Annotated in this window: 21 protein-coding genes, 1 tRNA gene and 1 pseudogene; 5 read left to right on the top strand and 18 right to left on the bottom strand. The window is 70.4% G+C overall.

Features of this window, described 5'->3' with window-relative positions; translation table 11 throughout:
- Window positions 1-49 precede the first annotated feature (49 nt).
- From ACF07V_RS22530 to ACF07V_RS22470, 13 genes are all read right to left on the bottom strand, one after another.
- Window positions 50-697: a protein-tyrosine-phosphatase gene (locus tag ACF07V_RS22530; RefSeq protein WP_392156595.1), complete on the bottom strand. Its 648-nt coding sequence runs from the start codon at window positions 695-697 to the stop codon at window positions 50-52.
- On the bottom strand, window positions 694-1,341 hold the full coding sequence (locus tag ACF07V_RS22525; RefSeq protein ID WP_392156594.1) for an L-threonylcarbamoyladenylate synthase: 648 nt from the start codon (window positions 1,339-1,341) through the stop codon (window positions 694-696). Before ACF07V_RS22525 ends, ACF07V_RS22530 begins: the two co-directional genes overlap by 4 nt.
- A 40-nt stretch (window positions 1,342-1,381) precedes the next feature.
- Window positions 1,382-2,227, bottom strand: coding sequence for a peptide chain release factor N(5)-glutamine methyltransferase (gene prmC / locus ACF07V_RS22520; protein WP_352028391.1), 846 nt, complete (start codon window positions 2,225-2,227; stop codon window positions 1,382-1,384).
- Window positions 2,228-2,280: 53 nt separating this feature from the next.
- Complete coding sequence (gene prfA, locus ACF07V_RS22515; protein ID WP_392156592.1) at window positions 2,281-3,357, bottom strand: peptide chain release factor 1; 1,077 nt, start codon at window positions 3,355-3,357, stop codon at window positions 2,281-2,283.
- Window positions 3,358-3,453: 96 nt separating this feature from the next.
- Complete coding sequence (gene rpmE / locus ACF07V_RS22510) at window positions 3,454-3,672, bottom strand: 50S ribosomal protein L31 (RefSeq protein ID WP_030321069.1); 219 nt, start codon at window positions 3,670-3,672, stop codon at window positions 3,454-3,456.
- 224 nt (window positions 3,673-3,896) lie between these two features.
- Complete coding sequence (locus ACF07V_RS22505; protein ID WP_392156590.1) at window positions 3,897-4,991, bottom strand: LCP family protein; 1,095 nt, start codon at window positions 4,989-4,991, stop codon at window positions 3,897-3,899.
- A 230-nt stretch (window positions 4,992-5,221) separates the two neighbouring features.
- Window positions 5,222-7,240 carry a transcription termination factor Rho gene (rho, locus tag ACF07V_RS22500; protein WP_392156588.1) on the bottom strand — a complete coding sequence of 673 codons (2,019 nt, stop codon included), beginning with the start codon at window positions 7,238-7,240 and terminating at the stop codon, window positions 5,222-5,224.
- A 423-nt stretch (window positions 7,241-7,663) separates the two neighbouring features.
- The gene (gene thrB, locus ACF07V_RS22495; protein WP_392156587.1) at window positions 7,664-8,581 is read right to left on the bottom strand and encodes a homoserine kinase; all 918 of its coding nucleotides are present in this window, start codon (window positions 8,579-8,581) and stop codon (window positions 7,664-7,666) included.
- A 292-nt stretch (window positions 8,582-8,873) separates the two neighbouring features.
- Complete coding sequence (gene thrC, locus ACF07V_RS22490; RefSeq protein WP_365220422.1) at window positions 8,874-9,944, bottom strand: threonine synthase; 1,071 nt, start codon at window positions 9,942-9,944, stop codon at window positions 8,874-8,876.
- A gap of 6 nt (window positions 9,945-9,950) precedes the next feature.
- Entirely contained in the window at window positions 9,951-11,243 is a 1,293-nt protein-coding gene (locus ACF07V_RS22485) for a homoserine dehydrogenase (RefSeq protein ID WP_369146526.1), read from the bottom strand.
- 151 nt (window positions 11,244-11,394) lie between these two features.
- Window positions 11,395-12,786 (bottom strand): diaminopimelate decarboxylase, encoded by a 1,392-nt coding sequence (lysA, locus tag ACF07V_RS22480; protein WP_392156585.1) that lies wholly within the window; start codon window positions 12,784-12,786, stop codon window positions 11,395-11,397.
- Between the two features lie 14 nt (window positions 12,787-12,800).
- The gene (nrtL, locus tag ACF07V_RS22475) at window positions 12,801-13,793 is read right to left on the bottom strand and encodes an ArgS-related anticodon-binding protein NrtL (protein WP_392156584.1); all 993 of its coding nucleotides are present in this window, start codon (window positions 13,791-13,793) and stop codon (window positions 12,801-12,803) included.
- Window positions 13,794-13,867: 74 nt separating this feature from the next.
- Complete coding sequence (locus tag ACF07V_RS22470; RefSeq protein ID WP_392156582.1) at window positions 13,868-14,383, bottom strand: response regulator; 516 nt, start codon at window positions 14,381-14,383, stop codon at window positions 13,868-13,870.
- A 190-nt stretch (window positions 14,384-14,573) separates the two neighbouring features.
- Here ACF07V_RS22470 and ACF07V_RS22465 point away from each other — a divergent pair.
- Window positions 14,574-14,645 (top strand) — tRNA-Arg (locus ACF07V_RS22465).
- A gap of 148 nt (window positions 14,646-14,793) precedes the next feature.
- Here ACF07V_RS22465 and ACF07V_RS22460 read toward each other — a convergent pair.
- Entirely contained in the window at window positions 14,794-15,501 is a 708-nt protein-coding gene (locus ACF07V_RS22460) for a hypothetical protein (protein WP_392156580.1), read from the bottom strand.
- Here ACF07V_RS22460 and ACF07V_RS22455 point away from each other — a divergent pair.
- Window positions 15,487-15,630 (top strand): annotated as a pseudogene (locus ACF07V_RS22455) (GntR family transcriptional regulator); the annotation flags it as partial. The gene ACF07V_RS22460 and the pseudogene ACF07V_RS22455 sit on opposite strands and share 15 nt — an antisense overlap.
- The gene (locus ACF07V_RS22450) at window positions 15,627-16,316 is read left to right on the top strand and encodes a YdcF family protein (protein ID WP_392156578.1); all 690 of its coding nucleotides are present in this window, start codon (window positions 15,627-15,629) and stop codon (window positions 16,314-16,316) included. The pseudogene ACF07V_RS22455 and the gene ACF07V_RS22450, both read left to right, overlap by 4 nt.
- Here ACF07V_RS22450 and ACF07V_RS22445 read toward each other — a convergent pair.
- Window positions 16,313-16,966, bottom strand: coding sequence for a hypothetical protein (locus tag ACF07V_RS22445; RefSeq protein WP_392156576.1), 654 nt, complete (start codon window positions 16,964-16,966; stop codon window positions 16,313-16,315). The genes ACF07V_RS22450 and ACF07V_RS22445 overlap by 4 nt on opposite strands.
- A gap of 551 nt (window positions 16,967-17,517) precedes the next feature.
- On the opposite strand from ACF07V_RS22445, the gene ACF07V_RS22440 reads away from it, so the two are divergent.
- Entirely contained in the window at window positions 17,518-17,928 is a 411-nt protein-coding gene (locus ACF07V_RS22440) for a hypothetical protein (protein WP_392156575.1), read from the top strand.
- A 205-nt stretch (window positions 17,929-18,133) separates the two neighbouring features.
- Here the strand turns inward: ACF07V_RS22440 and ACF07V_RS22435 are convergent, their stop codons facing one another.
- From ACF07V_RS22435 to ACF07V_RS22425, 3 genes are all read right to left on the bottom strand, one after another.
- Window positions 18,134-18,556, bottom strand: a complete 423-nt coding sequence (locus tag ACF07V_RS22435; protein WP_392156574.1) for a hypothetical protein — start codon at window positions 18,554-18,556, stop codon at window positions 18,134-18,136.
- Window positions 18,557-18,697: 141 nt separating this feature from the next.
- Window positions 18,698-20,308 carry a M4 family metallopeptidase gene (locus tag ACF07V_RS22430; protein ID WP_392156573.1) on the bottom strand — a complete coding sequence of 537 codons (1,611 nt, stop codon included), beginning with the start codon at window positions 20,306-20,308 and terminating at the stop codon, window positions 18,698-18,700.
- A gap of 287 nt (window positions 20,309-20,595) precedes the next feature.
- On the bottom strand, window positions 20,596-21,615 hold the full coding sequence (locus tag ACF07V_RS22425; RefSeq protein ID WP_392156571.1) for a Ku protein: 1,020 nt from the start codon (window positions 21,613-21,615) through the stop codon (window positions 20,596-20,598).
- Window positions 21,616-21,665: 50 nt separating this feature from the next.
- Here ACF07V_RS22425 and ligD point away from each other — a divergent pair, with 50 nt between their 5' ends.
- On the top strand, window positions 21,666-22,562 hold the full coding sequence (ligD, locus tag ACF07V_RS22420) for a non-homologous end-joining DNA ligase (RefSeq protein WP_392156569.1): 897 nt from the start codon (window positions 21,666-21,668) through the stop codon (window positions 22,560-22,562).
- The last annotated feature ends 6 nt before the right edge of the window (window positions 22,563-22,568 follow it).

The raw sequence follows: 22,568 nt of genomic DNA, 5'->3' as shown, positions 1-22,568 counted from the left end.
GCGGCCTCCGACCGCCGAGCGGGGCGGAGGCCCTTCCCCCGCGCCGCCGTCAACGGCGGGCGCTCACGCCCGTCAGGGCCGTGACCACCGGGTCCAGCGCCTCGTTGATCTCGTCGCCGATCGAGCGGAAGAAGGTGATCGGCGCGCCGTACGGGTCGTTGACCTCGTCGGCGTCCACCGAGGGGGCCAGGAGCCACCCGCGTAGAGCCGCTGCCGCGCGGACCAGGGCACGGGCGCGTTCCACCATGCCCTCGTCCCGCGGGTCCGGCAGGGTCGCCGGGTCGATCGCGCGGACCAGCCGGGTGAACTCCTTCAGGGTGAAGGTGCGCAGGCCCGCCGAGTGGCCCATCGAGATGACCTGCGCCCGGTGGTCGCGGGTGGCCGTCAGGACGAGGTCGGCGCGGATGACGTGCTCGTCGAGGAGCTCGCGGCCCACGAAGCCGCTGTAGTCGGCGCCGAAGTCGGCGAGGACCATTTCGGCGTTGGTCTCCATGGGGGCGCCCTCGTGGCCCCAGGTACCCGCGCTCTCCACGATCAGGCCGCCGCCGAGGGGGTCGCCGAGGCGGACGCTCAGGGCATGGCGGGTCAGCCGCTCGGTGATCGGCGAGCGGCAGACGTTGCCGGTGCTGACGTGGAGGATGCGGAAGGTGTCGCTGTCTTCGTGCCCCGCTATGCCACGCCCCTCAGGGGCGGTCAACTGGCCACCTCGAGGTCGGGTACGACCTTCCGGAGCTCCTCCGGGGAGAGCGAGCCCTCGCGCAGCAGCACCGGCACCTTGCCCGTGACGTCGACGATGGACGAGGGGACGATGCCGGGCGTCGGGCCGCCGTCGAGGTAGACGGAGACGGAGTCGCCGAGCATGCCCTGCGCCGCGTCGCAGTCCTCCGGCGCCGGGTGGCCGATGAGGTTGGCCGAGGTGACGGCCATCGGGCCGACCTCGGTGAGCAGTTCGATCGCGACCGGGTGCAGCGGCATCCGGATGGCGACGGTCCCCCGGCTGTCGCCGAGGTCCCACTGGAGGGACGGCTGGTGCTTGGCGACGAGGGTGAGCGCGCCGGGCCAGAAGGCGTCGACGAGCTCCCAGGCCTGCTCGGAGAAGTCGGTGACCAGGCCGTGGAGGGTGTTCGGGGAGCCGATGAGCACGGGCGTGGGCGTGTTGCGGCCGCGGCCCTTGGCGGCGAGCAGGTCGCCGACGGCCTCGCTGCTGAAGGCGTCCGCCCCGATCCCGTACACGGTGTCGGTGGGCAGCACGACCAGCTCGCCCCGGCGGACGGCGGACGCGGCCTCGCGCAGACCGGTCACGCGGTCGGTCGCCTCGTTGCAGTCGTATCGCCGTGCCATCAGTTCCCGGCCTCCTCGTACGCGTCGTTCGTCATGGCGGTCATGGCATCGCCTTGCGGGCGGTCGCGAAGCGCGGCCGGTTGTTCAGGTCCGGGTGGTCGGCGGCGTCGGCCCAGCCGGCCTCCTCGTTGAAGATCCACGGCACCTGCCCGCCCTGGGTGTCCGCGTGCTCGATGACGACGAGGCCGCCGGGGCGGAGGAGTCGGTGCGCGGTCCGCTCGATGCCGCGGATGGTGTCGAGGCCGTCCTCGCCGGAGAAGAGGGCCATCTCCGGGTCGTGGTCGCGGGCCTCGGGCGCCACGTACTCCCACTCGGTGAGCGGGATGTACGGCGGGTTGGAGATGACCAGGTCGACCTGGCCGTCCAGCTCGGGGAGCGCGGTGAGCGCGTCGCCCTCGTGCAGCACGACGCGGGAGCCCTCGACGTTCTTGCGGGTCCACGCGAGCGCGTCCTCGGACAGCTCCACGGCGTGCACCCGCGAGCGCGGCACCTCCTGGGCGAGCGCGAGGGCGATGGCCCCGGAGCCGGTGCACAGGTCGACGATGAGCGGTTCGACGACGTCCATGGCGCGTACGGCGTCTATGGCCCACCCGACGACCGACTCGGTCTCCGGGCGGGGCACGAAGACGCCGGGCCCCACCTGGAGCTCCAGGTAGCGGAAGAACGCCCGGCCGGTGATGTGCTGGAGCGGCTCGCGGGCCTCTCGGCGGGCGACGGCCTCCCAGTAGCGGGCGTCGAAGTCCGCGTCCTTGACGTTGTGCAGCTCCCCCCGCTTGACGCCGTGCACGAACGCGGCGAGCTCCTCGGCGTCGAAACGCGGTGAGGGAACGCCGGCGTCGGCCAGCCGCTGGGTGGCCTGGGCCACCTCGGCAAGCAGCAGGTTCACGCTGGTCCTCCGTGGTGCGGGGTGGGGCTTGAGGGGGGCCTTGTGCTGCGGTGTTACGCCGCGGCGAGCTTCGCCGCAGAGTCGGCGTCGACGCAGGCCTGGATCATGGGGTCCAGGTCGCCGTCGAGCACCTGGTCCAGGTTGTACGCCTTGAAGCCGACGCGGTGGTCCGAGATCCGGTTCTCCGGGAAGTTGTACGTACGGATCTTCTCGGAGCGGTCGACGGTGCGGACCTGGCTGCGGCGGGCGTCGGCGGCCTCGGCCTCGGCCTTCTCCTGGGCGGCGGCGAGGAGCCGGGAACGAAGGATGCGCATGGCCTGCTCCTTGTTCTGGAGCTGGCTCTTCTCGTTCTGGCAGGAGGCGACGATGCCGGTCGGCAGGTGCGTGATGCGGACGGCGGAGTCGGTGGTGTTGACGGACTGGCCGCCGGGGCCCGACGAGCGGTAGACGTCGATGCGCAGGTCGTTGGCGTGGATCTCGACGTCGACCTCCTCGGCCTCGGGCGTGACGAGCACGCCGGCGGCGGAGGTGTGGATGCGGCCGGCGGACTCGGTGGCGGGCACGCGCTGGACGCGGTGCACCCCGCCCTCGTACTTGAGCCGGGCCCAGACGCCCTGGCCGGGCTCGGTCGCGCCGTTGCCGCCCTTGGTCTTCACCGCGACCTGGACGTCCTTGTAGCCGCCGAGCTCGGACTCGGTGGCGTCGATGATCTCGGTCTTCCAGCCGACGCGCTCGGCGTACCGCAGGTACATCCGGAGGAGGTCGCCGGCGAAGAGGGCGGACTCGTCGCCGCCTGCGCCCGCCTTGATCTCCAGGATGACGTCCTTGTCGTCGCTCGGGTCGCGCGGGACGAGGAGCAGGCGGAGCTTGTCGGTGAGCTCCTCGCGCTGCTTCTCGAGCTCCTTGACCTCGGCGGCGAAGTCGGGGTCGTCGTGCATCAGCTCGCGCGCCGTCTCGATGTCGTCACCGGTCTGCTTCCAGGAGCGGAAGGTGGCGACGATCGGGGTCAGCTCGGCGTAGCGCTTGTTGAGCTTGCGCGCGTTCGCCTGATCGGCGTGGACCGAAGGGTCCGCGAGCTTCGTCTCGAGGTCGGCGTGCTCGCCGACCAGTTCCTCGACCGCCTCGAACATCGGGGGCTCCTGGGGTTTTCGTCAGTTGCTACGGGACGGCAAAGCGCCGGTCCCGGCCACCCGCGCGGGGCGACCGAGGACCGGCGCAGGGGCTCGCTACTTGGCGGAGCCGGCCTTGCCGAAGCGGGCCTCGAAGCGGGCCACGCGGCCGCCGGTGTCGAGGATCTTCTGCTTGCCCGTGTAGAACGGGTGGCACTCGGAGCAGACCTCGGCACGGATGGTGCCCTCGGTCAGGGTGCTACGAGTGGTGAACGACGCGCCGCAGGTGCAGCTGACCTGGGTCTCGACGTACTCGGGGTGGATCTCGCGCTTCAAGGTGTCTCCTAGTTTCGGGAGGGCGCCGGGTCGCCGCCGCGGGTTGCGGACAGCGTGAACCGGGGCCGACGTACCAGTCTGCCAGGACCGGCCGCATCTCCCAAAACGGGGGTCGGCCCGGAGGTATTCCCCGACTGTCCCCCAGGGCTCCCCCAGGGCTCCCCCCGGGGCTCCCCCACCGCTCTCCCGGGGCTTTTTTGGTGTTTTTCCGGCGCTCCCCGGGTCTACTTCACGACGCCTTCGGCCTTGCCGGCGGCGGTGTCCTTCGTGGCCGATGCGGGGATCGGCAGATCGCCCTTGAGGGCCTTCCAGACCTGTGCGGCCTTGGCTTCGAGGGGGACGACGCGGTTGGGGTCCCGGGGGTCGTACTCGACGGGCAGGGTGACCATGTGGACGTTCTGGGCGCCGATGCCGGAGAGTCCCTTGGCGAAGCCCGTCAGCTCCTGGACCGAGTCGAGCTCGGAGTCGGGCGTGATCGCCTTGGTGGCGGCGTCGGCGAGCCCGTACAGCTTGGCCGGGTTCGAGAAGACGCCGACGTCCTTGACCTGGTTCAGGAAGGCCTTCATGAAGGCCTGCTGGAGCTGGATGCGGCCGAGGTCGCTGCCGTCGCCGACGCTCTTGCGGGTGCGGACGAGGCCGAGGGACTGCTCGCCGTCGAGGGTGTGCGTGCCCGGGGCGAGGTCGAGGTGGCTCTTGGAGTCCTTGATGGCCTGCGTGGTGGTGATCTCGACGCCGCCGAGTTCGTCGATGAGCTTCTTGAAGCCGGTGAAGTCGACCTCGATGTAGTGGTCCATGCGGATGCCGGACATCGACTCGACGGTCTTGACGGCGCAGGCGGGGCCGCCGACCTCGTACGCCGTGTTGAACATGGCCCGCCGCTCGGCGGGGACGGCGCCCCCCTGCGCGTCGGTGCAGGAGGGCCGGTCTATGAGGGTGTCGCGGGGTATGGAGACCACGTTCGCCTTCTTGTGGCCCTCGTAGACGTGCACGACCATCGCGGTGTCGGAGCGGGCGCCGCCCTCGTCCTTGCCGTAGGCGCCGTTGTCGCCGGAGCGGGAGTCGGAGCCGAGGACGAGGATGTCGAGGGAGCCGTTGTCGACGTCGTCGGGTCGCTCGGTGCCCAGCTGGGCGTTGATGTCGACGCCCTTGAGGTTGCCGTCGAGCTTGAAGTAGACGTAGCCGAGTCCGGCACCGCCGAGGACGAGGACCGCGACGGCCCCCGATATCAGGATCGGCGCCGTGCGCCGCTTGGCGGGCTGCTTGCGGCGTCGGCCGCTGCCCGCGCCGCGTGCGCGGCCGGTCTTGCTCTGCTCGGTCATCGTCTTCCCTCGGCCCTCGAATGCACCCTGTGTGACGCCCTCGGATTTACCTTCTGTGACGGCGAAGCACCCGAAAGGGTTGCATACAGGCCTGTGAGGTTTGGGTGAGCTCCGCCCGGAAACGACACTGCGCCCACCGTGCGGGGCACGGTGGGCGCAGTGGTTCACGCAGGTCACGACGGGGTTACGGGCCCGGGGCCCGGCTCTCGTCGTGTGACGCAGCTCTCGCGTCAGTCGTTGCTGCCGCCCGGCGTCGTCTTCTGGATCTGGAGCAGGAACTCGCCGTTCGACTTCGTCTGCTTGAGCTTGTCGAGCAGCAGCTCGATCGCCTGCTGCTGGTCGAGCGCGTGGAGCACGCGACGCAGCTTCCAGGTGACGGCGAGCTCGTCGCTGCCGAGGAGGATCTCCTCCTTGCGCGTGCCCGAGGCGTCGACGTCGACGGCCGGGAAGATGCGCTTGTCGGCGAGCTTCCGGTCGAGCTTGAGCTCCATGTTGCCGGTGCCCTTGAACTCCTCGAAGATCACCTCGTCCATGCGTGAACCGGTGTCCACCAGAGCAGTCGCGAGGATGGTCAGAGAACCGCCGTCCTCGATGTTGCGCGCGGCACCGAAGAAGCGCTTCGGCGGGTAGAGCGCGGTCGAGTCGACACCACCGGACAGGATGCGGCCGGAGGCCGGCGCCGCGAGGTTGTACGCGCGGCCCAGGCGGGTGATGGAGTCGAGCAGGACGACCACGTCGTGACCCAGCTCCACGAGGCGCTTGGCGCGCTCGATGGCCAGCTCGGCGACGGTGGTGTGGTCCTCGGCCGGACGGTCGAAGGTCGAGGAGATGACCTCGCCCTTGACCGACCGCTGCATGTCGGTGACCTCTTCCGGACGCTCGTCGACCAGGACGACCATCAGGTGGCACTCGGGGTTGTTGTGCGTGATCGCGTTGGCGATCGCCTGCATGATCATGGTCTTGCCGGTCTTCGGCGGGGCCACGATCAGACCGCGCTGACCCTTACCGATCGGCGACACGAGGTCGATGATGCGGGTGGTGAGCACGCCCGGGTCCGTCTCCAGGCGGAGGCGGTCCTGCGGGTAGAGCGGGGTCAGCTTGTTGAACTCCGGGCGGCCGCGGCCGGAGTCGGCGGCCATGCCGTTCGCGGAGTCCAGGCGGACCAGCGCGTTGAACTTCTCGCGGCGCTCGCCCTCCTTCGGCTGACGCACGGCGCCGGTGACGTGGTCACCCTTGCGCAGGCCGTTCTTGCGGACCTGGGCGAGGGAGACGTACACGTCGTTCGGGCCGGGCAGGTAGCCGGAGGTCCGGATGAACGCGTAGTTGTCGAGGATGTCGAGGATGCCCGCGACGGGGATCAGGACGTCGTCGTCGGCGACCTGCGGCTCGCCGGCCTGGAAGTCGTCACGGCCACGACGGCCACGACGGTCGCGGTAGCGCCCGCGACGGCCACGACGGCCGCCCTCGAAGTCGTCCTCGTCCTGCGGACCGGCCTGCTGGCCGCCCTGCTGGCCCTGCTGTCCCTGGCCCTGACCGCCCTGGCGCTGGCGCTGGCCGCCCTGGCCACCGCCCTGCTGCTCGTCGCCCTTGCGGTCGCGCTGACGGTCGCGGCGGTCACGGCGGTCGCCGCGCTCCCCGCGCTCGCCGCGGTCACGGCGGCCGCGGCCCTCGGCGCCGTCGACGGCGGTCTCGGCCTTGGCGTCGGCCTGCGGCTCGGCCTTGACCTCGCGGGTCTCGGTACGGGCCTCGGTCTTGACGACCTGGGCGGCCTCCGCCTTGGCCTCGCCCTCCGGGGAACCGGCGGGGGCGGTGGCGCGACGACGACGGCGCTCACCGGCCGGGGCGTCGTCGGCGGCGGGCTGGCCCGGGATGTCGATCTGCTGCTGGGCGACGGCCTTCTCGGCCTTCTCCGCCTTGGGCGCGGCCGCCTCGGCGGACTCGCCCGTGCGGGCCTTGGAGGTGGCGCGGCGCTTCGGCTTGGTCTCGGCGGCGTCGGCGGCCTTGGCGGGGGCGGCGGAGCCTCCGGCCTGCGCCTCCTTGATGACCTCGATCAGCTGGCTCTTGCGCATCCGCGCGGTGCCCCTGATGCCGAGGCCGGACGCGACCTGCTGCAGCTCGGCCAGGACCATGCCCTCGAGGCCGGTGCCGGAGCGGCGGCGCCGTGCGGTGCCGGTGGCACCTGCGGCGGGCGCGGCGGTGTCGACACTGTTGTCGGCAGTCACGCCCATCAGATCGGTGGTGTCGCTCACGAAGGGTCCTTCCCTGGAGCGGACGTCGGCCATCTGGCTCGGCGACCGGTTGTGCTGTCCGGCAGCGGTCCCATGTTCGGTGGACCGTGTCCGGGGCGGTGGTCCCGCCGGGTGCGGCGGAAGAGGAGAAACGTGCTGTGGGTCCGGCCCGAGCGCCCCCTGCTCGGCCCTCGGCTCGAAAGAAGAGCGAGGGGTGTCGTGCCGGTTCCGGAGCGTGCTCGAAACTGCTCAGGCAGGCTGCTCAGGCAGTTGGGGAGGCTCCCGGAAGAATGGTGGTCCCTGATGGGGACACTCCGCACCGCTCCACAAAGAGGTCAGGTGCAGACTTGAGGTTAACACTACCGGCTCCAACAAACATTCCCCCTCTCCCTCACCGGCAATCTCATGTCCGAGGCGCTGCCCGGCGCCCCGGCCGCCACACGCCTAGGGCGCCAGCGGCAGGACACTCGCTCCGGACGCGTCGAGGTCGAGCCGGTTCGCGGCCCAGCCCTCGCCCGCGAGGCGGGCGACCTTGTCGGCCGTCCCGTGTTCGGCCAGCGCGAGGACCGTGGGGCCCGCGCCGGAGATGACCGCGGGGACGCCGTCCGCGCGCAGCCGGTTCACCAGGGCGATGCTCTCCGGCATCGCGGGGGCCCGGTACTCCTGGTGCAGCCGGTCCTCGGTGGCCGGGAGCAGCAGCTCGGGGCGCCGGGTCAGGGCCTCGACGAGGAGGGCGGCACGGCCGGCGTTGGCGGCGGCGTCCACGTGCGGGACGGTGCGCGGCAGGAGTCCGCGGGCGGTCTCGGTCAGTACGGGCTTTCCGGGGACGAAAACCACCGGAACGATGGAATCCGAGGGATCCATCCTGATCGCCCGCGCGGCACCGGACTCGGTCCAGGCGAGCGTGAATCCGCCGAGCAGACAGGCGGCGACGTTGTCGGGGTGGCCCTCGATCTCGGTGGCCAGCTCCAGGAGGGCGGCCTCGTCGAGCCTGGCGTCCCCGCCTATGGTCACGGCGCGGGCGGCGACGATGCCGGCACAGATGGCGGCGGAGGAGGAGCCGAGGCCGCGGCCGTGCGGGATGCGGTTGGCGCAGACGACCTCGAGGCCGCGCGGCTGCCCGCCGAGCAGGTCGAAGGCCGTGCGCAGGGAGCGTACGAGCAGGTGGCTCTCGTCGCGCGGGAGCGTCTCGGCGCCCTCACCGGCGATGTCGACGTGCAGCCCGGAGTCGGCGACCCGGACGACGACGTCGTCGTAGAGCCCCAGCGACAGGCCGAAGGCATCGAAGCCCGGGCCGAGGTTGGCGCTGGTGGCGGGGACGCGCACCCGTACGGCGGCGGCGCGGAACGCTGGACCGGCCATCGCTCGTTGACTCTCCTTGTATTGCGAAAACGGTGTTTCGGACAACGGGTATGACAAGAGAAGCACTCGGGGACCCGGACCCCGGGGGGCCGTTTCGGCCTCGGAGGCGACAACGGCAACGACACCGCGCATATGCGTCGGGGCGGGTTCGGTACAGCCTATCGAAGGAAGGTTCTGTGGCGACATAGGGCGCACAGGAGGCGCACGATGCGTGTCGCGAGCCATCCTGTGCGCCTATGTAGGTTCCTGATCGGGTTTCACCCGATCAGGAACCGGCGGGCCTTGCTTGTTTTCAGGCCAGACCGAGGCGCTCGGCGGCGGCCGCGGCGTCGACCGGGACGGTGACCGGCTGCGGCGCGCCGGCGACGGCCCAGTCGGGGTCCTTGAGGCCGTTGCCGGTGACGGTGCAGACGATCGTCTGGCCGGGGTCGACCTTGCCCTGCGCGGCGGCCTTCAGCAGACCGGCGACCGAGGCGGCCGAGGCGGGCTCGACGAAGACGCCCTCCTGAGCGGCCAACAGGCGGTATGCCTGCAGGATCTCACGGTCCGTCACCTCGTCGATGAAGCCGCCCGACTCGTCGCGCGCGGCGATCGCGTAGTCCCACGAGGCCGGGTTGCCGATGCGGATCGCGGTGGCGATCGTCGACGGGTCCTTGACGACCTCGCCGCGCACGAGCGGGGCGGAGCCGGAGGCCTGGAAGCCCCACATGCGCGGGCGGTGGGTGGCGAGACCGTCGGCGGCGTACTCGCGGTACCCCTTCCAGTACGCCGTGATGTTGCCGGCGTTGCCGACGGGCAGCACGTGGATGTCGGGGGCGTCGCCCAGCATGTCCACGATCTCGAAGGCGGCGGTCTTCTGGCCCTCGATGCGGACCGGGTTGACCGAATTGACCAGCGCCACCGGGTAGTTCTCGGAGAGGCTGCGGGCCAGGGTCAGGCAGTCGTCGAAGTTGCCGTCGACCTGGAGGATCTTCGCGCCGTGAACGAGCGCCTGGCCCATCTTGCCGAGCGCGATCTTGCCCTGCGGCACCAGGACGGCGGAGACCATCCCGGCGCGGACCGCGTAGGCGGCCGCGGAGGCGGAGGTGTTGCCGGTGGACGCGCAGATGACGGCCTGCGCGCCCTCCTCCTTGGCCTTCGAGATGGCCATGGTCATGCCCCGGTCCTTGAAGGAACCGGTGGGGTTGGCGCCCTCGACCTTGAGGTGCACCTCGCAGCCCGTGCGCTCGGAGAGGACCTGAGCGGGGACGAGCGGCGTGCCGCCCTCACGGAGCGTGACGACCGGCGTCGTGTCCGTGACCGGAAGGCGGTCCCGGTACTCCTCGATGATGCCGCGCCACTGGTGGGTGCCCTTGTGGGTCATGGGTCCTTACTCCCCTTCAACACGCATGATGCTGGCGACACCGCGCACGGTGTCGAGCTTGCGCAGCGCCTCGACGGTCCCGGAGAGGGCGGCGTCGGGCGCGCGGTGGGTGACGACGACGAGGGAGGCCTCGCCGTCCTTGCCCTGCTGGCGCACCGTATCGATGGATACGCCGTGCTCGGCGAAGACCGTCGCGACCTGGGCGAGGACGCCCGGCTTGTCGGCCACGTCGAGGCTGATGTGGTACCGCGTGACGACCTCGCCCATGGAGCTCACGGGCAGCTGGGTGTACGCGGACTCGCCGGGGCCCGTCGCCTCGTTGAGACGGTTGCGGCAGACGGCGACGACGTCGCCGAGCACGGCCGAGGCGGTCGGCGAGCCGCCCGCCCCGGGGCCGTAGAACATGAGCTGCCCGGCGGCCTCCGCCTCGACGAAGACCGCGTTGTACGCCTCGCGGACGGAGGCGAGCGGGTGGCTGAGCGGGATCATCGCGGGGTGCACGCGCGCGGTGACGGACTCGCCGTCGGCGGCCCGCTCGCAGATCGCGAGCAGCTTGATGGTGCAGCCCATCTCCTTGGCGGAGGCGAAGTCGGCGGCGGTGACCTCGGTCATGCCCTCGCGGTAGACGTCGTCGAGACGCACGCGCGTGTGGAAGGCGATACCGGCGAGGATGGCGGCCTTGGCGGCGGCGTCGAAGGCCTCGACGTCGGCGGTCGGGTCGGCCTCGGCGTACCCGAGGGCGGTGGCCTCGTCCAGGGCCTCCTGGTAGCCGGCGCCGGTGGAGTCCATCTTGTCGAGGATGAAGTTCGTCGTGCCGTTGACGATGCCCATCACACGGTTGATCTTGTCGCCGGCGAGGGACTCGCGCAGCGGCCGGATGAGCGGGATGGCACCCGCGACGGCGGCCTCGTAGTACAGGTCCTGCCCGTGCTGCTCGGCGGCGGCGTAGAGGCTCGCGCCGTCCTGGGCGAGCAGCGCCTTGTTCGCGGAGACGACGGAGGCGCCGTGCTCGAAGGCGGTGGTGATGAGGGTGCGGGCCGGCTCGATGCCGCCGATGACCTCGACGACGACGTCGATGTCCCCGCGTTTGACGAGGGCGGTCGCGTCGGTGGTGATCAGCTCGGCGGGGACTCCCCCGCGGACCTTGTCGGGCCGGCGGACGGCCACGCCGGCGAGCTCGACCGGCGCGCCGATGCGCGCGGCGAGGTCGTCGGCGTGCGTCGTCATGATGCGCGCCACCTCTGAGCCGACCACTCCACAGCCCAGCAGCGCCACCTTCAGCGGACGCGTACGCATCATCCGACCTCGTTTCTCGTACTACTTCGTATCTCTACGGTTTCGTATCTCTACGGAGAACCAGTCTCACTCACCGGACGAGGGATTCCTCCCCCTGTCCGGATCCTGAGACATCGATTTCATCACTCGACTATTTCACCACGCGACTATTTCATCAGCCCACGTCGAGACGCAGGAGATCTTCCTCCGTCTCGCGCCGGACGATGACACGCGCCTCACCGTCGCGGACGGCGACGACGGGCGGCCGGAGGGCGTGGTTGTAGTTGCTGGCCATGGAGCGGCAGTACGCACCGGTGGCCGGCACGGCGATGAGGTCGCCGGGCGCCAGGTCCGAGGGCAGGAAGGCGTCCCGTACGACGATGTCGCCGCTCTCGCAGTGCTTGCCGACGACGCGGGAGAGCATCGGCTCGGCCTCGCTGGTCCGCGAGACGAGGCTGACGCTGTACTCGGCGTCGTAGAGGGCGGTGCGGATGTTGTCCGACATGCCGCCGTCGACGCTCACGTACGTCCGCAGCCCTTCGAGGGGCTTGACGGTGCCGACGCGGTAGAGGGTGAAGGCCGTGGGGCCGACGACGGCCCGCCCGGGCTCGACGGAGATACGGGGGGTCCGCAGCCCCGCGGCCTCGCACTCCCGCGTGACGATCTCGCTGAGCGCCTTGGCGATCTCGTGCGGCTCGCGCGGGTCGTCCTCGGAGGTGTACGCGATACCGAGCCCACCCCCGAGGTCGATCTCGGGCAGCTCCACCCCGTGCTCGTCCCGCACCTCGGCGAGCAGCTGGACGACGCGCCGCGCGGAGACCTCGAACCCGGCCATGTCGAAGATCTGCGACCCGATGTGGGAGTGGATGCCGATGAGCTCCAGGCCGTCCAGCTTCAGCGCCCGGCGCACGGCCTCGGCGGCCTGGCCGCCGGCGAGGGCGATGCCGAACTTCTGGTCCTCGTGGGCGGTGGCGATGAACTCGTGCGTGTGCGCCTCCACGCCCACGGTCACCCGGATCTGCACGCGCTGCCGCTTCCCGAGGGACTGCGCGATGTGGGCGACCCGGACGATCTCCTGGAAGGAGTCGAGCACGATCCGTCCGACGCCGGCCTCGACGGCCCGCCGGATCTCGTCCTCGCTCTTGTTGTTCCCGTGGAAGGCGATCCGCTCGGCGGGCATTCCGGCGGAAAGGGCAGTGCTCAGTTCCCCGCCGGAGCACACGTCGAGATTGAGCCCCTCCTCCTTGAGCCACCGCACGATGGCGCGGGAGAGGAAGGCCTTCCCGGCGTAGAAGACGTCGGCGTCCTTGCCGAAGGCCTCGGCCCAGGCGCGGCAGCGGGCGCGGAAGTCCGTCTCGTCGAGGAAGTAGGCGGGCGTGCCGAACTCCTCGGCGAGCGCGTCGACGGCGATTCCGCCGACGGTGGCGACCCCACGCTCGTCCCGGCTCACGGTCCGGGCCCAGACCTTGGGGTCGAGGTGGTTGAGGTCGGCGGGCGGGGCGGAGTAGTGCCCCTCGGGCAGGACGTCGGCGTGGCGGGGCCCGGCGGGATGGGCGGAACGGCTCATGGCGACTGGCTCTTTCAGATCTGGTCGGGTGCGCTGATGCCGAGCAGGGCGAGGCCACCGGCGAGCACCGTCCCGGCGGCTTCGGCGAGCGCGAGCCGGGAACGGTGGGCGGCCGAGGGTTTCTCGTCGCCGAGCGGCAGAACGGTGTGCTGGAACGCGAGCAGCGCGTCGGCGGTGGCTTCGAGGTGCCGGGCGACCCGGTCGGGGGCGCGGTGGCGGGCGGCGGCGAGGAGGACGAGGGGGTGATCGCCGAGGACGCCGAGAAGCTCGGAAGCAAGAAGGTCGGACTCGTACGAGGTCTCGGACGGAATCCCGTAGGCATAGGAGGGGGTGAACCCGAGCTGCAGCCCATTGACCAGCAGCCGCTGTACGCGCGCGTGGGCGTACCGGACGCGGAAGAGGGAGTTGCGCTCGTGCTGGAGGAGAAGCGGAGGCCCGTCGAGGGCGCGGTCCGAGGGGGCGGCGCGCAGCAGGGCCCAGCGCGCGGCGTCGACACCGAGGACGTCGGGCAGATAGGCGGCGGGCCGCACATGCATCCGCTCGCCACCGCCGAAGGAGGCATCGGCCCCCTGGCTCCGCAGCAGCCGGAGGACAACCCCGGTGACGACCTGCCCGCGGGACTCCGTCACCTCGGCGAACCGGACGGTGGTCCCGGCGAGGGCGGTGCCGTGCCCGTACGCGGCTCCCTCGTCCCGGATCGCCCGAACGAGGTCACCGCCGGCATCGGGACGGAGGGTGAAGTTCAGAAACCCGGGACCGGTGATGTCGACGGCGAGGATTCCGGGAACTCCCTGGAGCCGCTCCTTCAGAACCCCGGCGACATCGAGAGGGGTGCGCCCGGCGGGCCGGGCAAGGCTGAGCGCGACGCTGCTGGCGTACTCACCGGTACCCCCGGGCCGGGCCCGTTCGACCTTGACGCGCGGGGGGACGTCGACCCGCAGCGCACCGTCGTCGACCGCACGGCGCACGGCGTGCTGCACGGTGAGGGAGAGGTCCGCGGGGGTCACGGGACAAGCCTAGGGGAGGAGGGGGGTCGAAACGCGAACCGGTTTCGGCATGCGGGCACCTTGAGGGCGAACCCTCAGACGACCCCACGCGCGCTTCCGGCCCGACGGGGGTCGTGCGGCGGCCGGGAATCCCGCAGCGGGACGTCGTGCGAAGGCCGGGAGTCCTGCTCCTGCGCTCCGTCGACTGCGGCCGGCTCCTCTCCCGCGTCCAGCCCTTCGGACCCGGGGGCCTCGGGACGCTCCCGCCGCTCGCGGTGCATCAACTGCCGCACCACCCGCACGAGCTCGGAGGGCTCGAAGGGCTTGGCGAGGAAGGCGTCGACACCGGAGGAGACCCCGCCGACCTCGTGCTCGCCGCAGGCACTGATGATCGCCACGGGCAGATGACTGGTCCGGGGATCGGCCCGCAGCCGCTCGGCGGTCTTGATCCCGTCCAAGCGGGGCATGACGACGTCCAGGGTGACGACATCGGGACAGACCTGATGTACGACATCCAGACACTCGGCACCATCGGCCGCGGTCACCACCTCGAACCCCTCGAGTTCGAGATTGACCCTGATCAACTGCCGGATCACCTTGTTGTCGTCCACAACGAGCACCCGACCGGACACGCCTGACACACGAACGAGAGTAGGACGCCCAGAACGGCTGCGTCCGGGTTTTACCCACTTCTGACCCGTGCGGGGGACCCGGCCCCTGGTGACGCCCCGGAAATACCTGTTCACAGGCACGCCCGGAGAGCTGGTAGGGTTCTACCCGTCGCCGAGAAACACGGCGGACGCCCCCGTAGCTCAGGGGATAGAGCAACGGCCTCCGGAGCCGTGTGCGCAGGTTCGAATCCTGCCGGGGGCACTTCGCAGGAAGTGCCAAAAGACCCCGTGATCAGCGGAAACGCTGGACGCGGGGTCTTGTTGTATGTGCAGGCGTTTGCCGCGCTGGGCGATCGTACGTCGGGGCCCGTGGACCATTCGTGGACAGATTCTCGGGGCATCGGCGCAGGTCAATCCAGGGAACGACGAAGGCCCCCGGGCAGGTCCAGGGGCCGTGGAGCCACGTACTCAGGGGCTCTCACTCGTACTCGCGCAGCGGGTCCTCCGATGCGCCGATTCGCCATTTCCTGACGGCCGTCGAGGCACTTCGCGTACCGGCTCAGCAGCACCTCCACGCTGTTGTCAGCGCGCTCGGCGACCTCGGTGGCGTCCACCCCCGCGTTCAGCCACGTCGAGAGGGCCGAGTGCCGGAGGTCGTAGGGGCGCCGGGCGAGCGGTGAGGCGACCGCGGCCGGCGAAAGCGCAAGCTCCCGAGCTTCCCGACACGCCCGGTAATACGTCGCGGAGGAGACCATTCCCCCGTTCTCGCTGAAGAACAGACGCCCGTCCTCGGCCGTCCCGAACGTCTCGATGTGCTCCCGCAAGACGGCCGCGAGGTGGGGCGGGATCGGCACCCGGCGGACGTCCTCGGTCGGGAGGTCCTTCAACCCGCGGTCGTCATGGCTCTCGCCCGTGTCGGTCCACTGCTTCCCGACGCTCGGGCGAGTCCGGTGTAGCAGTGCGGAGCCCCATCCGGAGTCGGGCTGTGAGAGATCCGGTGCTGCCAGGTCCACGGCTTCGGCGGGCCGGGACCCTCCGAAGTACGTGCCCACGAACAGGCCGACCAGGCGTCGGCCCCGGGCACGTCGGTATCCGCCGATGTAGTGGTCGAGCTGCACCGGACGACGTACACGGCTGACGGCACCGTGGTCGAGTTCGCCATCGGCATCCATGCCGCCTCCCGCTTTGCCTGGGAGTACGACTTCAAGGTTCCCGACTCGGCAAAGGACAAGGAAGCTCAGCAGTGATCCCTCCGCAGGACTGGGCCGACCCCCAACGCCTCTGGGACTACCACCAGATGGGCCACACCCCCCGGCCGTACTCGGTGGCGATCGGACAAGGCAGCCACGACCTAGGTGTGGCCGACGCCGCCGTCGCCCTGTACAAGCGCGGCATGGCGCCACTCCTCGTGTTCACCGGGGCGAGCAGCCCAACCACACGCGAACGCATGCCCCACGGCGAAACCGTGCACTACCAAGAGCGGGCGATCGGACTGGGCGTTCCAGCCTCAGAGGTGATGGTGGATCCTCGGGCCCGGAACACCGGCGAGAACATCCGCTTCTCCCGGGACCTCCTGAACGAGGCCGGCATCACCGTGTCCTCCGTCCTGCTGATCAGCAAGCCCTACGAGGAACGACGGTCGTACGCCACGGCACGGAAGCTGTGGCCCGGAGTCGAGATCGTCAGTGCCTCCAGCCGGATGACGCTTCAGGACTACGTCGACTCCATCGGAGACGCCCGCTTGGTCGTCGACATGCTCGTGGGAGCCCTCCAGCGACTGCTGGTCTACCCGGAGCAGGGCTTCGTGATCAGCCAGAAGGTGCCCGCTGAAGTGATCGCCTCGTACGACCGCCTGTGTCAGAGCGGATTCACGAGCCGCCTTCTCCGAGGCGCCGAGGGGCAGATTCTGACAGGCTCCCACCAGGAGTTCTAGCGGTTGACGGGGCTGCAGCTCGCCAAGTCCTGGGAACCCACCTTCTCGAACCTCTCCAGTTCGAGGTATTCCGTTACCACACGTGTTCCCCTCCTCACCTGCACGCTCACCTTGCCCACCGTGAGGTCAGGGAACTCGATGGCGTGGATCGCGCGACGTCCGTTCGCCATGACCCCCACGTCCCGCACCTGCAGCGATCTGCCGTTGCAGGTGACGGACTCCACCGCCTCGTGCTCTACCCCGAAGACCACGTTCCATCCCGTCGCCATCATGCGCACCAGCGGCACGAGCCGCGGCTTTCCCTCCACCGGAGGCGAATTGGGGCGGGAAGAACAAGCGACGGTCGTCATCTCCGGCATGAACGCGACACCGTGACAAAATCGGTCATCGGCCGTCTCCCAAACGAAAAGGGCCCCCTTGTCCGACTCGGCGGCGACCAGGAGCCCTGGCGCTGCTGGAGAGTTGGCGCCGGAGGCGGCGGCGTTCATTTGGTCGGTCGCCCAGGCGACGGCCTTCTCGTTGCTCGTCGGCTCGACAGCGGAGGGACTGGGAGTCACTGTCGCGGACACGCCCTCACCGCCGCTCGTCGGCAATGGCGCCCCCTCCGGGCTCTCCGAAATCGCACAGGATGTGATCGACAGTACGGCCACGCACCCCGCCACCAGCTGGATCCTCGCTCTTCGCATGCCGTCGCCCCCGACTCCTCAGCCTGCCGCCACACGGCACGACGCGCCGCACAGCACCCCGGTTCCCCGGTTCCCCGGTTTCCCACAGCCATCACTGCATGAGGATCCACCCCTGTGGGGTCAGTTGGAATCACGCACAACGAACTTTCACGTGATCGACCGAGCGGTCTATAGAACGTTGGGCCGTCGGAAGCTGTTACAGATTTCTCTGCCTCATCGAGGCACCCCGCCGCGCACGGCGCGGCGCGCGCGGCCCGTCGCCCGAGCCTGCGCTCCTGTCTGCGCCCCGCTCCAGCCTGGCCGCCGTCCGCGCGCCTGACAGCTTGGGTTGATGGGTGGCGACCCACAAGGTGGCCCGCGGCGGTACGCGAGTACAGCCCAGGACGATGCCTCCGGCGGGGGCGCTCAGGCTCCGGGATCGACGGGCCCGTATGCGAGTGCCGGCAGATGGGTGTGGCGGTGGGGACTCCCATCCCTTCTGCCGTCGACCCAGGCAGACGGGACGGGAGTCAGGGATGAGCGCCAGCGCGGACCGTAGAAGACCGACAACGAGCTGGCGCGAGGGCATAGCCCGTGAGGCGGAGCAACTTGCCGTCGGCGCCCTGGATCCTGGCTGCGCTTGCATGGTTGACCTGTACCCGGATGAGCTCCTGACGGCGACCGGTACCGTCCTCGGCTCCTTCGATGCGGAGGTAGCCGAACTGGACAGCGCGAAGGACGTCCAGGTCTTCGCCGTGGTGGAGCGCGTCGTTGTGGCCTTGAACGCTGTCGACGACGTCCACTCCGGCTACGAAACGGATGAACGCGAGGCGTTGTGCGCCTACATCGACGAGGCCTTGTCTGAGCACGGCGTCGATGTGGCGGCGCTGACCGCCCGGCACGGGCTCGGACGGTATGAGCTCACGGACAAGTGGCGCGATCGGTAGGTGCTCCAACCAAGGCGGTGCGCGGCCGGCGCCGGCAGGTCACCTCCTGGCCATCGACGAAGCCCGACGGTCGGTCAGGTCCCGGATGAGTCTCCGGGCCGCCCCCAGAGGGTGACGGACGAGGGCGAACGTGTGTGCCGCTCTGGCCGGTGGTGAGTCGGCTCTGGTGGATCAGGAGTGGTGGCCGCGCGGGCGTCGTGTGTCGCTAGTCGGCTGTCACTCCCCAGTAGCCGATCCGCGTGGGTTCGCCGTCGCTGTAGAGAGGGGTGCAGTTGCCCTGGGCGCGGGCCGGGAAGTCCAGGCGGCCCGAGGCGAGGGCCTCGTCCCATTCTTCTTGGGTGGGTTGGCCCGTGGGGGACCAGGCGTGGATCTCGGCGGCCGTCAGGGGGCGCATGAACGGGCCGTCGTCCGTGTCCGTGGCGTCGATCATGCAGGGGAAGTCCAGCACGGTGGCCGTGCCGCCGGTGAAGATGTACTCGTGCCAGGCCGGGTCCCTCCACAGCTCCTCGATCGTCCGTTCCCCGAAGCCGTGGTCGTCCCGCGCGAGCGTCTCCGCTCGGGCCTGCTGGAACGCGGCCTCCAGATCTCGCTGGTACGGGCCCGTCCACGTCCACGCGTTGCCGCCCATGTCTGGCTCCTCCTCGGTGAGTTGTTCCCGTGAGGGTGGAGCGTAGGGGGCGGGGCTGACAGCGGCGCCGGGGCGTAGAGACGCGGAAGACCCCGCCCCCGTGCGAGGGCGGGGGCGGGGTCGTTCTTCGGAGCTTTGGGGTTACTTCACGTTGATCGCGGTCCACGCGGCCGCGACCGCGTTGTACTGCGTGCTGCCCGTGCCGTAGAGGTCCGCGGCGGCCGAGAGGGTGGCCGTGCGGGCGCCCGCGTAGCTGGTGGAGGAGGTCATGTAGGTGGAGAGGGCCTTGTACCAGATCTTGTACGCGGCCTGGCGGCCGATGCCCGTCACCGTGGAGCCGTCGTACGTCGGCGAGTTGTAGGCGACGCCGTTGATGGTCTTCGAGCCGCTGCCCTCGGAGAGCAGGTAGAAGAAGTGGTTCGCCGGGCCCGAGGAGTAGTGGACGTTCAGGCGGCCGACCGACTTCGACCAGTAGTCGGCGGACTTGCCGTCCTTGCTGGGCTTGTCCATGTAACGGAGCGGCGTGCCGTTGCCGTTGATGTCGATCTTCTCGCCGATGAGGTAGTCACCGGCGTCGGTGGAGTTGTTGGCGTACCACTCGACCGAGGTGCCGAGGATGTCGGAGGTCGCCTCGTTCAGGCCGCCGGACTCGCCGCTGTAGCGGAGGTTGGCGGTGGAGGAGGTCAGGCCGTGGGACATCTCGTGGCCGGCCACGTCGAGGGACGTGAGCGGGTGGGTGTTGTTGATGCCGTCGCCGTAGGTCATGCAGAAGCAGGAGTCGTCCCAGAAGGCGTTGACGTACGCGCTGCCGTAGTGGACGCGGGAGTAGGCGCCGACGCCGTCGCCACGGATGCCGAGGCGGCCGAGCTCGTTCTTGTAGAAGTCCCAGGTGACGGCCGCGCCGTAGTGGGCGTCCGCGGCCGCCGTCTCGCGGTTGCTCGCGAGGCCGTTGCCCCAGGTGTCGGTGGAGTTGGTGAAGAGCGTGCCCTGGCCGGACGTGCCGCCGTTCAGGTCGTACGTCTTGTGGCCGCCGCGCGTGGCGTCGGTGAGGGTGTACGAGCCCGAGGTGCCGAGGGTGACCTGGCCGGCGTACATCGTGTTGCCGACGCCCGTCTCGATCGTCTCGGTGGAGAAGAGCTCCTTGCCGGTGGCGGCGTCGGTGACGACCTGGCGGCGGCTCGGGGTGCCGTCCTGCTGGACGCCGGTGACGGTGGTCTCCCAGGCGAGGACCGGCTTGCCGGTGGCCGCCCAGATCACCTTGCGGGCGGAGGAGACGGCCTCGTCCGTGTTCGCGGCGGAGGCCAGCGCGGCCTTGCCGGCGGCGGCCGACGAGACGGCGGGCGTCGTGGTGGCCACGGATATCCGGGCCTCGGTCGCCTTGGTGGTGGAGCGGGCGCCCGACTTCTTCTCGTGGACGACGAGGTCGCCACCGAGGACCGGGAGGCCCTGGTAGGTGCGCTCGTAGCGCGTGTGCACGGTGCCGTCCGCGTCCTTGACGACGTCGCGGACGACCAGCTTCTCCTGGGCGGCCAGGCCGATGGCCTTGGCGGTGGCGGCGGCCTCGCCCTGCGCCTCGTGGATGGCGGCGGCGCGCTGGGTGCCGGTCAGCTGGATCGCCGTGGCGCCGGCCTCGCGCTGGGCGTCGGCGTTGGCGGATCCGGTCTGGACGCCGACGACGACCATGGTGGCCGAGGCGATGAGGGCGGCGGCGCGGGCGGTGGTGCGGCGGTGCGAGGACTGCTGGCGGGTCACGCGGGCTCCTTCGCTGAAAAGCGTGGGGATTGTGGGGGTGGGTGTTGCGGGTGTGAGCGTGCCAGCGAAGTCGCCTGTTTGACAGGTCTGCAACAAGGATTTGACCATGTGTTGTCCGAAGGACAGATAACTCTGTTCGCTATGCGGGGAGTTCAGGTCAAGTCGCGACCCTCTCTGCCCAGAATCGGGCAGCAATAAGCCCCCCGGCGGGATCACCGGGGGGCTTGTGCTTTTTGTGACGCTTAGGGGTTGATGAGGGACTTGGGGGATTCTTGCGGGAGTTGGGGTCAGGCCGTGCGTTTGCGTGGACTTGCCTTCTTCGCAGGGGTCTTCTTCGCCGCCGCCTTCTTGGCCGTCGCCTTCTTCGCCGCCGTCTTCTTCGCCGGGGCCTGCTTCGCCGAGGTCTGCTTCGCCGAGGTCTGCTTCGCCGGCGCCCGCTTCGACGCCGCCTTCTTCGCCGGAGGCTTCGCTTCCGCCTTCGCCGCCCCCCTCGGCTTGAGTTCCGTCACCACCGCGTCCTCCCCGCGCGCCTCCCTCGCGGCCCGGACGCTGCTCTCCAGGGCCGCCATCAGGTCGATGACCTGCCCTCCGCCCGCCTCCTCCCCCGGGGCCGGGGGCGCGACGCCCTCGCCGCCCTCCGCCTTCGCCGCGATCATCTCCTCGACCGCCGTCCGGTAGTCGTCGTGGAGCGTGCTCATGTCCACCTCGCCCAGCGTGGCCATCAGGGCGTCCGCCAGGTCCAGTTCGGCCTCACGGACCGTGACCGCGGTCTCGGGCGCGACTCCCTCGGGAGCCCGGATCTCGTCCGGCCAGAGCAGGCCGTGCATGGCGATCACGTCGTCCACGACCCGGAGCATGCCGAGCCGCTCCCTCCCCCGCAGGGCGTACTTCGCGAGCGCCACCTTGTCGCTGCGCTTGAGCGCCTCCCGGAGCAGGGTGTACGGCTTGGCCGCCGGCACACCGTTCGCGGAGAGGTAGTACGCGGCGTCCATCTGGAGCGGATCGATCTCGCCCGCCGGCACGAACGCGACGATCTCGATCGTCTTCGCGGTGGGCAGCGGCAGCGCGGCCAGATCCTCGTCGGTGATCGGGATCATGGTCCCGTCGGCGTCCTCGTACGCCTTGCCGATCTCCGCCTGGGGCACCTCCTCCCCGTCGAGCTCGCACACCTTCTTGTAGCGGACCCGGCCGCCGTCCTCGGTGTGGATCTGACGGAAGGAGACGGACCGGCTCTCGGTGGCGTTCACCAGCTTGATCGGGATGCTGACCAGGCCGAAGGATATGGCTCCGTTCCAGATGGATCGCACGTTCCCTGCCTTTCGATCCGATATGTCCTGAAACGTGGGATTCTCATCGTATGACGCCGATCACAGAGGTGGAGGGGCGGCGCCTGGCGCTCAGCAACCTGGACAAGGTCCTCCATCCGCTCGCCGGCACCACCAAGGGCGAGGTCCTCCACTACTACGCGACCGTCGGGGCCGTGATCCTGCCGCATCTGCGTGACCGCCCGGTGTCCTTCCTGCGCTACCCGGACGGTCCCGACGGGCAGCTCTTCTTCACCAAGAATCCGCCGCCCGGCACACCCTCCTGGGTGAGGACCACCCCCGTGCCCCGCTCCGAGGACCCCCGCGCCCGGCAGGTGGTGATCGAGGACCTGCCCTCGCTCATGTGGGCCGCGAACCTCGTCGTGGAGTTCCACACGCCCCAGTGGCGGGCCTCCTCCCCCGCCGTCGCCGACCGGCTCGTGTTCGACCTCGACCCCGGGCCGCCCGCCGGCGTCGCCCACTGCTGCCGGGTCGCCCTCCACCTGCGCGAGCGGCTCGCCGCCGACGGCCTGGAGGCCTTCGCCAAGACCTCCGGGTCCAAGGGGCTGCACCTGCTCGTCCCCGTCGTGCCCACGCCGTCCCCGGACGTCTCGGCGTACGCGAAGCGGCTCGCCGTCGAGGCGGAGGCGGAGCTGCCGGGGCTCGTCACGCACCGGATGGCGAAGGCCCTGCGGCCCGGGAAGGTCTTCGTCGACCACAGCCAGAACGCCGCCGCCAAGACCACGGCCACCCCCTACACCCTGCGGGCCCGCGCCCGGCCCACCGTCTCGGCGCCCGTCACCTGGGAGGAGGTCGAGGGCTGCGCCGCCCCCGCCGGGGACCCCGAGGAGCTCGCCCTTCTGATGGGCGACATCGCGCCACGTCTGGAGCGGTACGGGGACCTCCTGGCGCCCCTCTTCGCGCCCGAACGGGCGGGAGCCGTGCCGTGAGCGAGG

Origin of the sequence: Streptomyces sp. NPDC015661, from assembly GCF_043077765.1 — a bacterium.
In the GTDB taxonomy this organism is placed as follows: Bacteria; Actinomycetota; Actinomycetes; order Streptomycetales; family Streptomycetaceae; genus Streptomyces.
This window is presented reverse-complemented; position numbering and strand designations above follow the sequence as displayed.

Bases quoted from the DNA above. Each gene is read 5' to 3' on its own strand.
- ACF07V_RS22525 (WP_392156594.1), bottom strand. From the start codon at position 1,341: ATGGCACGGCGATACGACTGCAACGAGGCGACCGACCGCGTGACCGGT.
- prfA (WP_392156592.1), bottom strand. From the start codon at position 3,357: ATGTTCGAGGCGGTCGAGGAACTGGTCGGCGAGCACGCCGACCTCGAG.
- ACF07V_RS22505 (WP_392156590.1), bottom strand. From the start codon at position 4,991: ATGACCGAGCAGAGCAAGACCGGCCGCGCACGCGGCGCGGGCAGCGGC.
- thrB (WP_392156587.1), bottom strand. From the start codon at position 8,581: ATGGCCGGTCCAGCGTTCCGCGCCGCCGCCGTACGGGTGCGCGTCCCC.
- thrC (WP_365220422.1), bottom strand. From the start codon at position 9,944: ATGACCCACAAGGGCACCCACCAGTGGCGCGGCATCATCGAGGAGTAC.
- ACF07V_RS22485 (WP_369146526.1), bottom strand. From the start codon at position 11,243: ATGATGCGTACGCGTCCGCTGAAGGTGGCGCTGCTGGGCTGTGGAGTG.
- lysA (WP_392156585.1), bottom strand. From the start codon at position 12,786: ATGAGCCGTTCCGCCCATCCCGCCGGGCCCCGCCACGCCGACGTCCTG.
- ACF07V_RS22440 (WP_392156575.1), top strand. From the start codon at position 17,518: ATGAGCGCCAGCGCGGACCGTAGAAGACCGACAACGAGCTGGCGCGAG.
- ACF07V_RS22435 (WP_392156574.1), bottom strand. From the start codon at position 18,556: ATGGGCGGCAACGCGTGGACGTGGACGGGCCCGTACCAGCGAGATCTG.
- ligD (WP_392156569.1), top strand. From the start codon at position 21,666: ATGACGCCGATCACAGAGGTGGAGGGGCGGCGCCTGGCGCTCAGCAAC.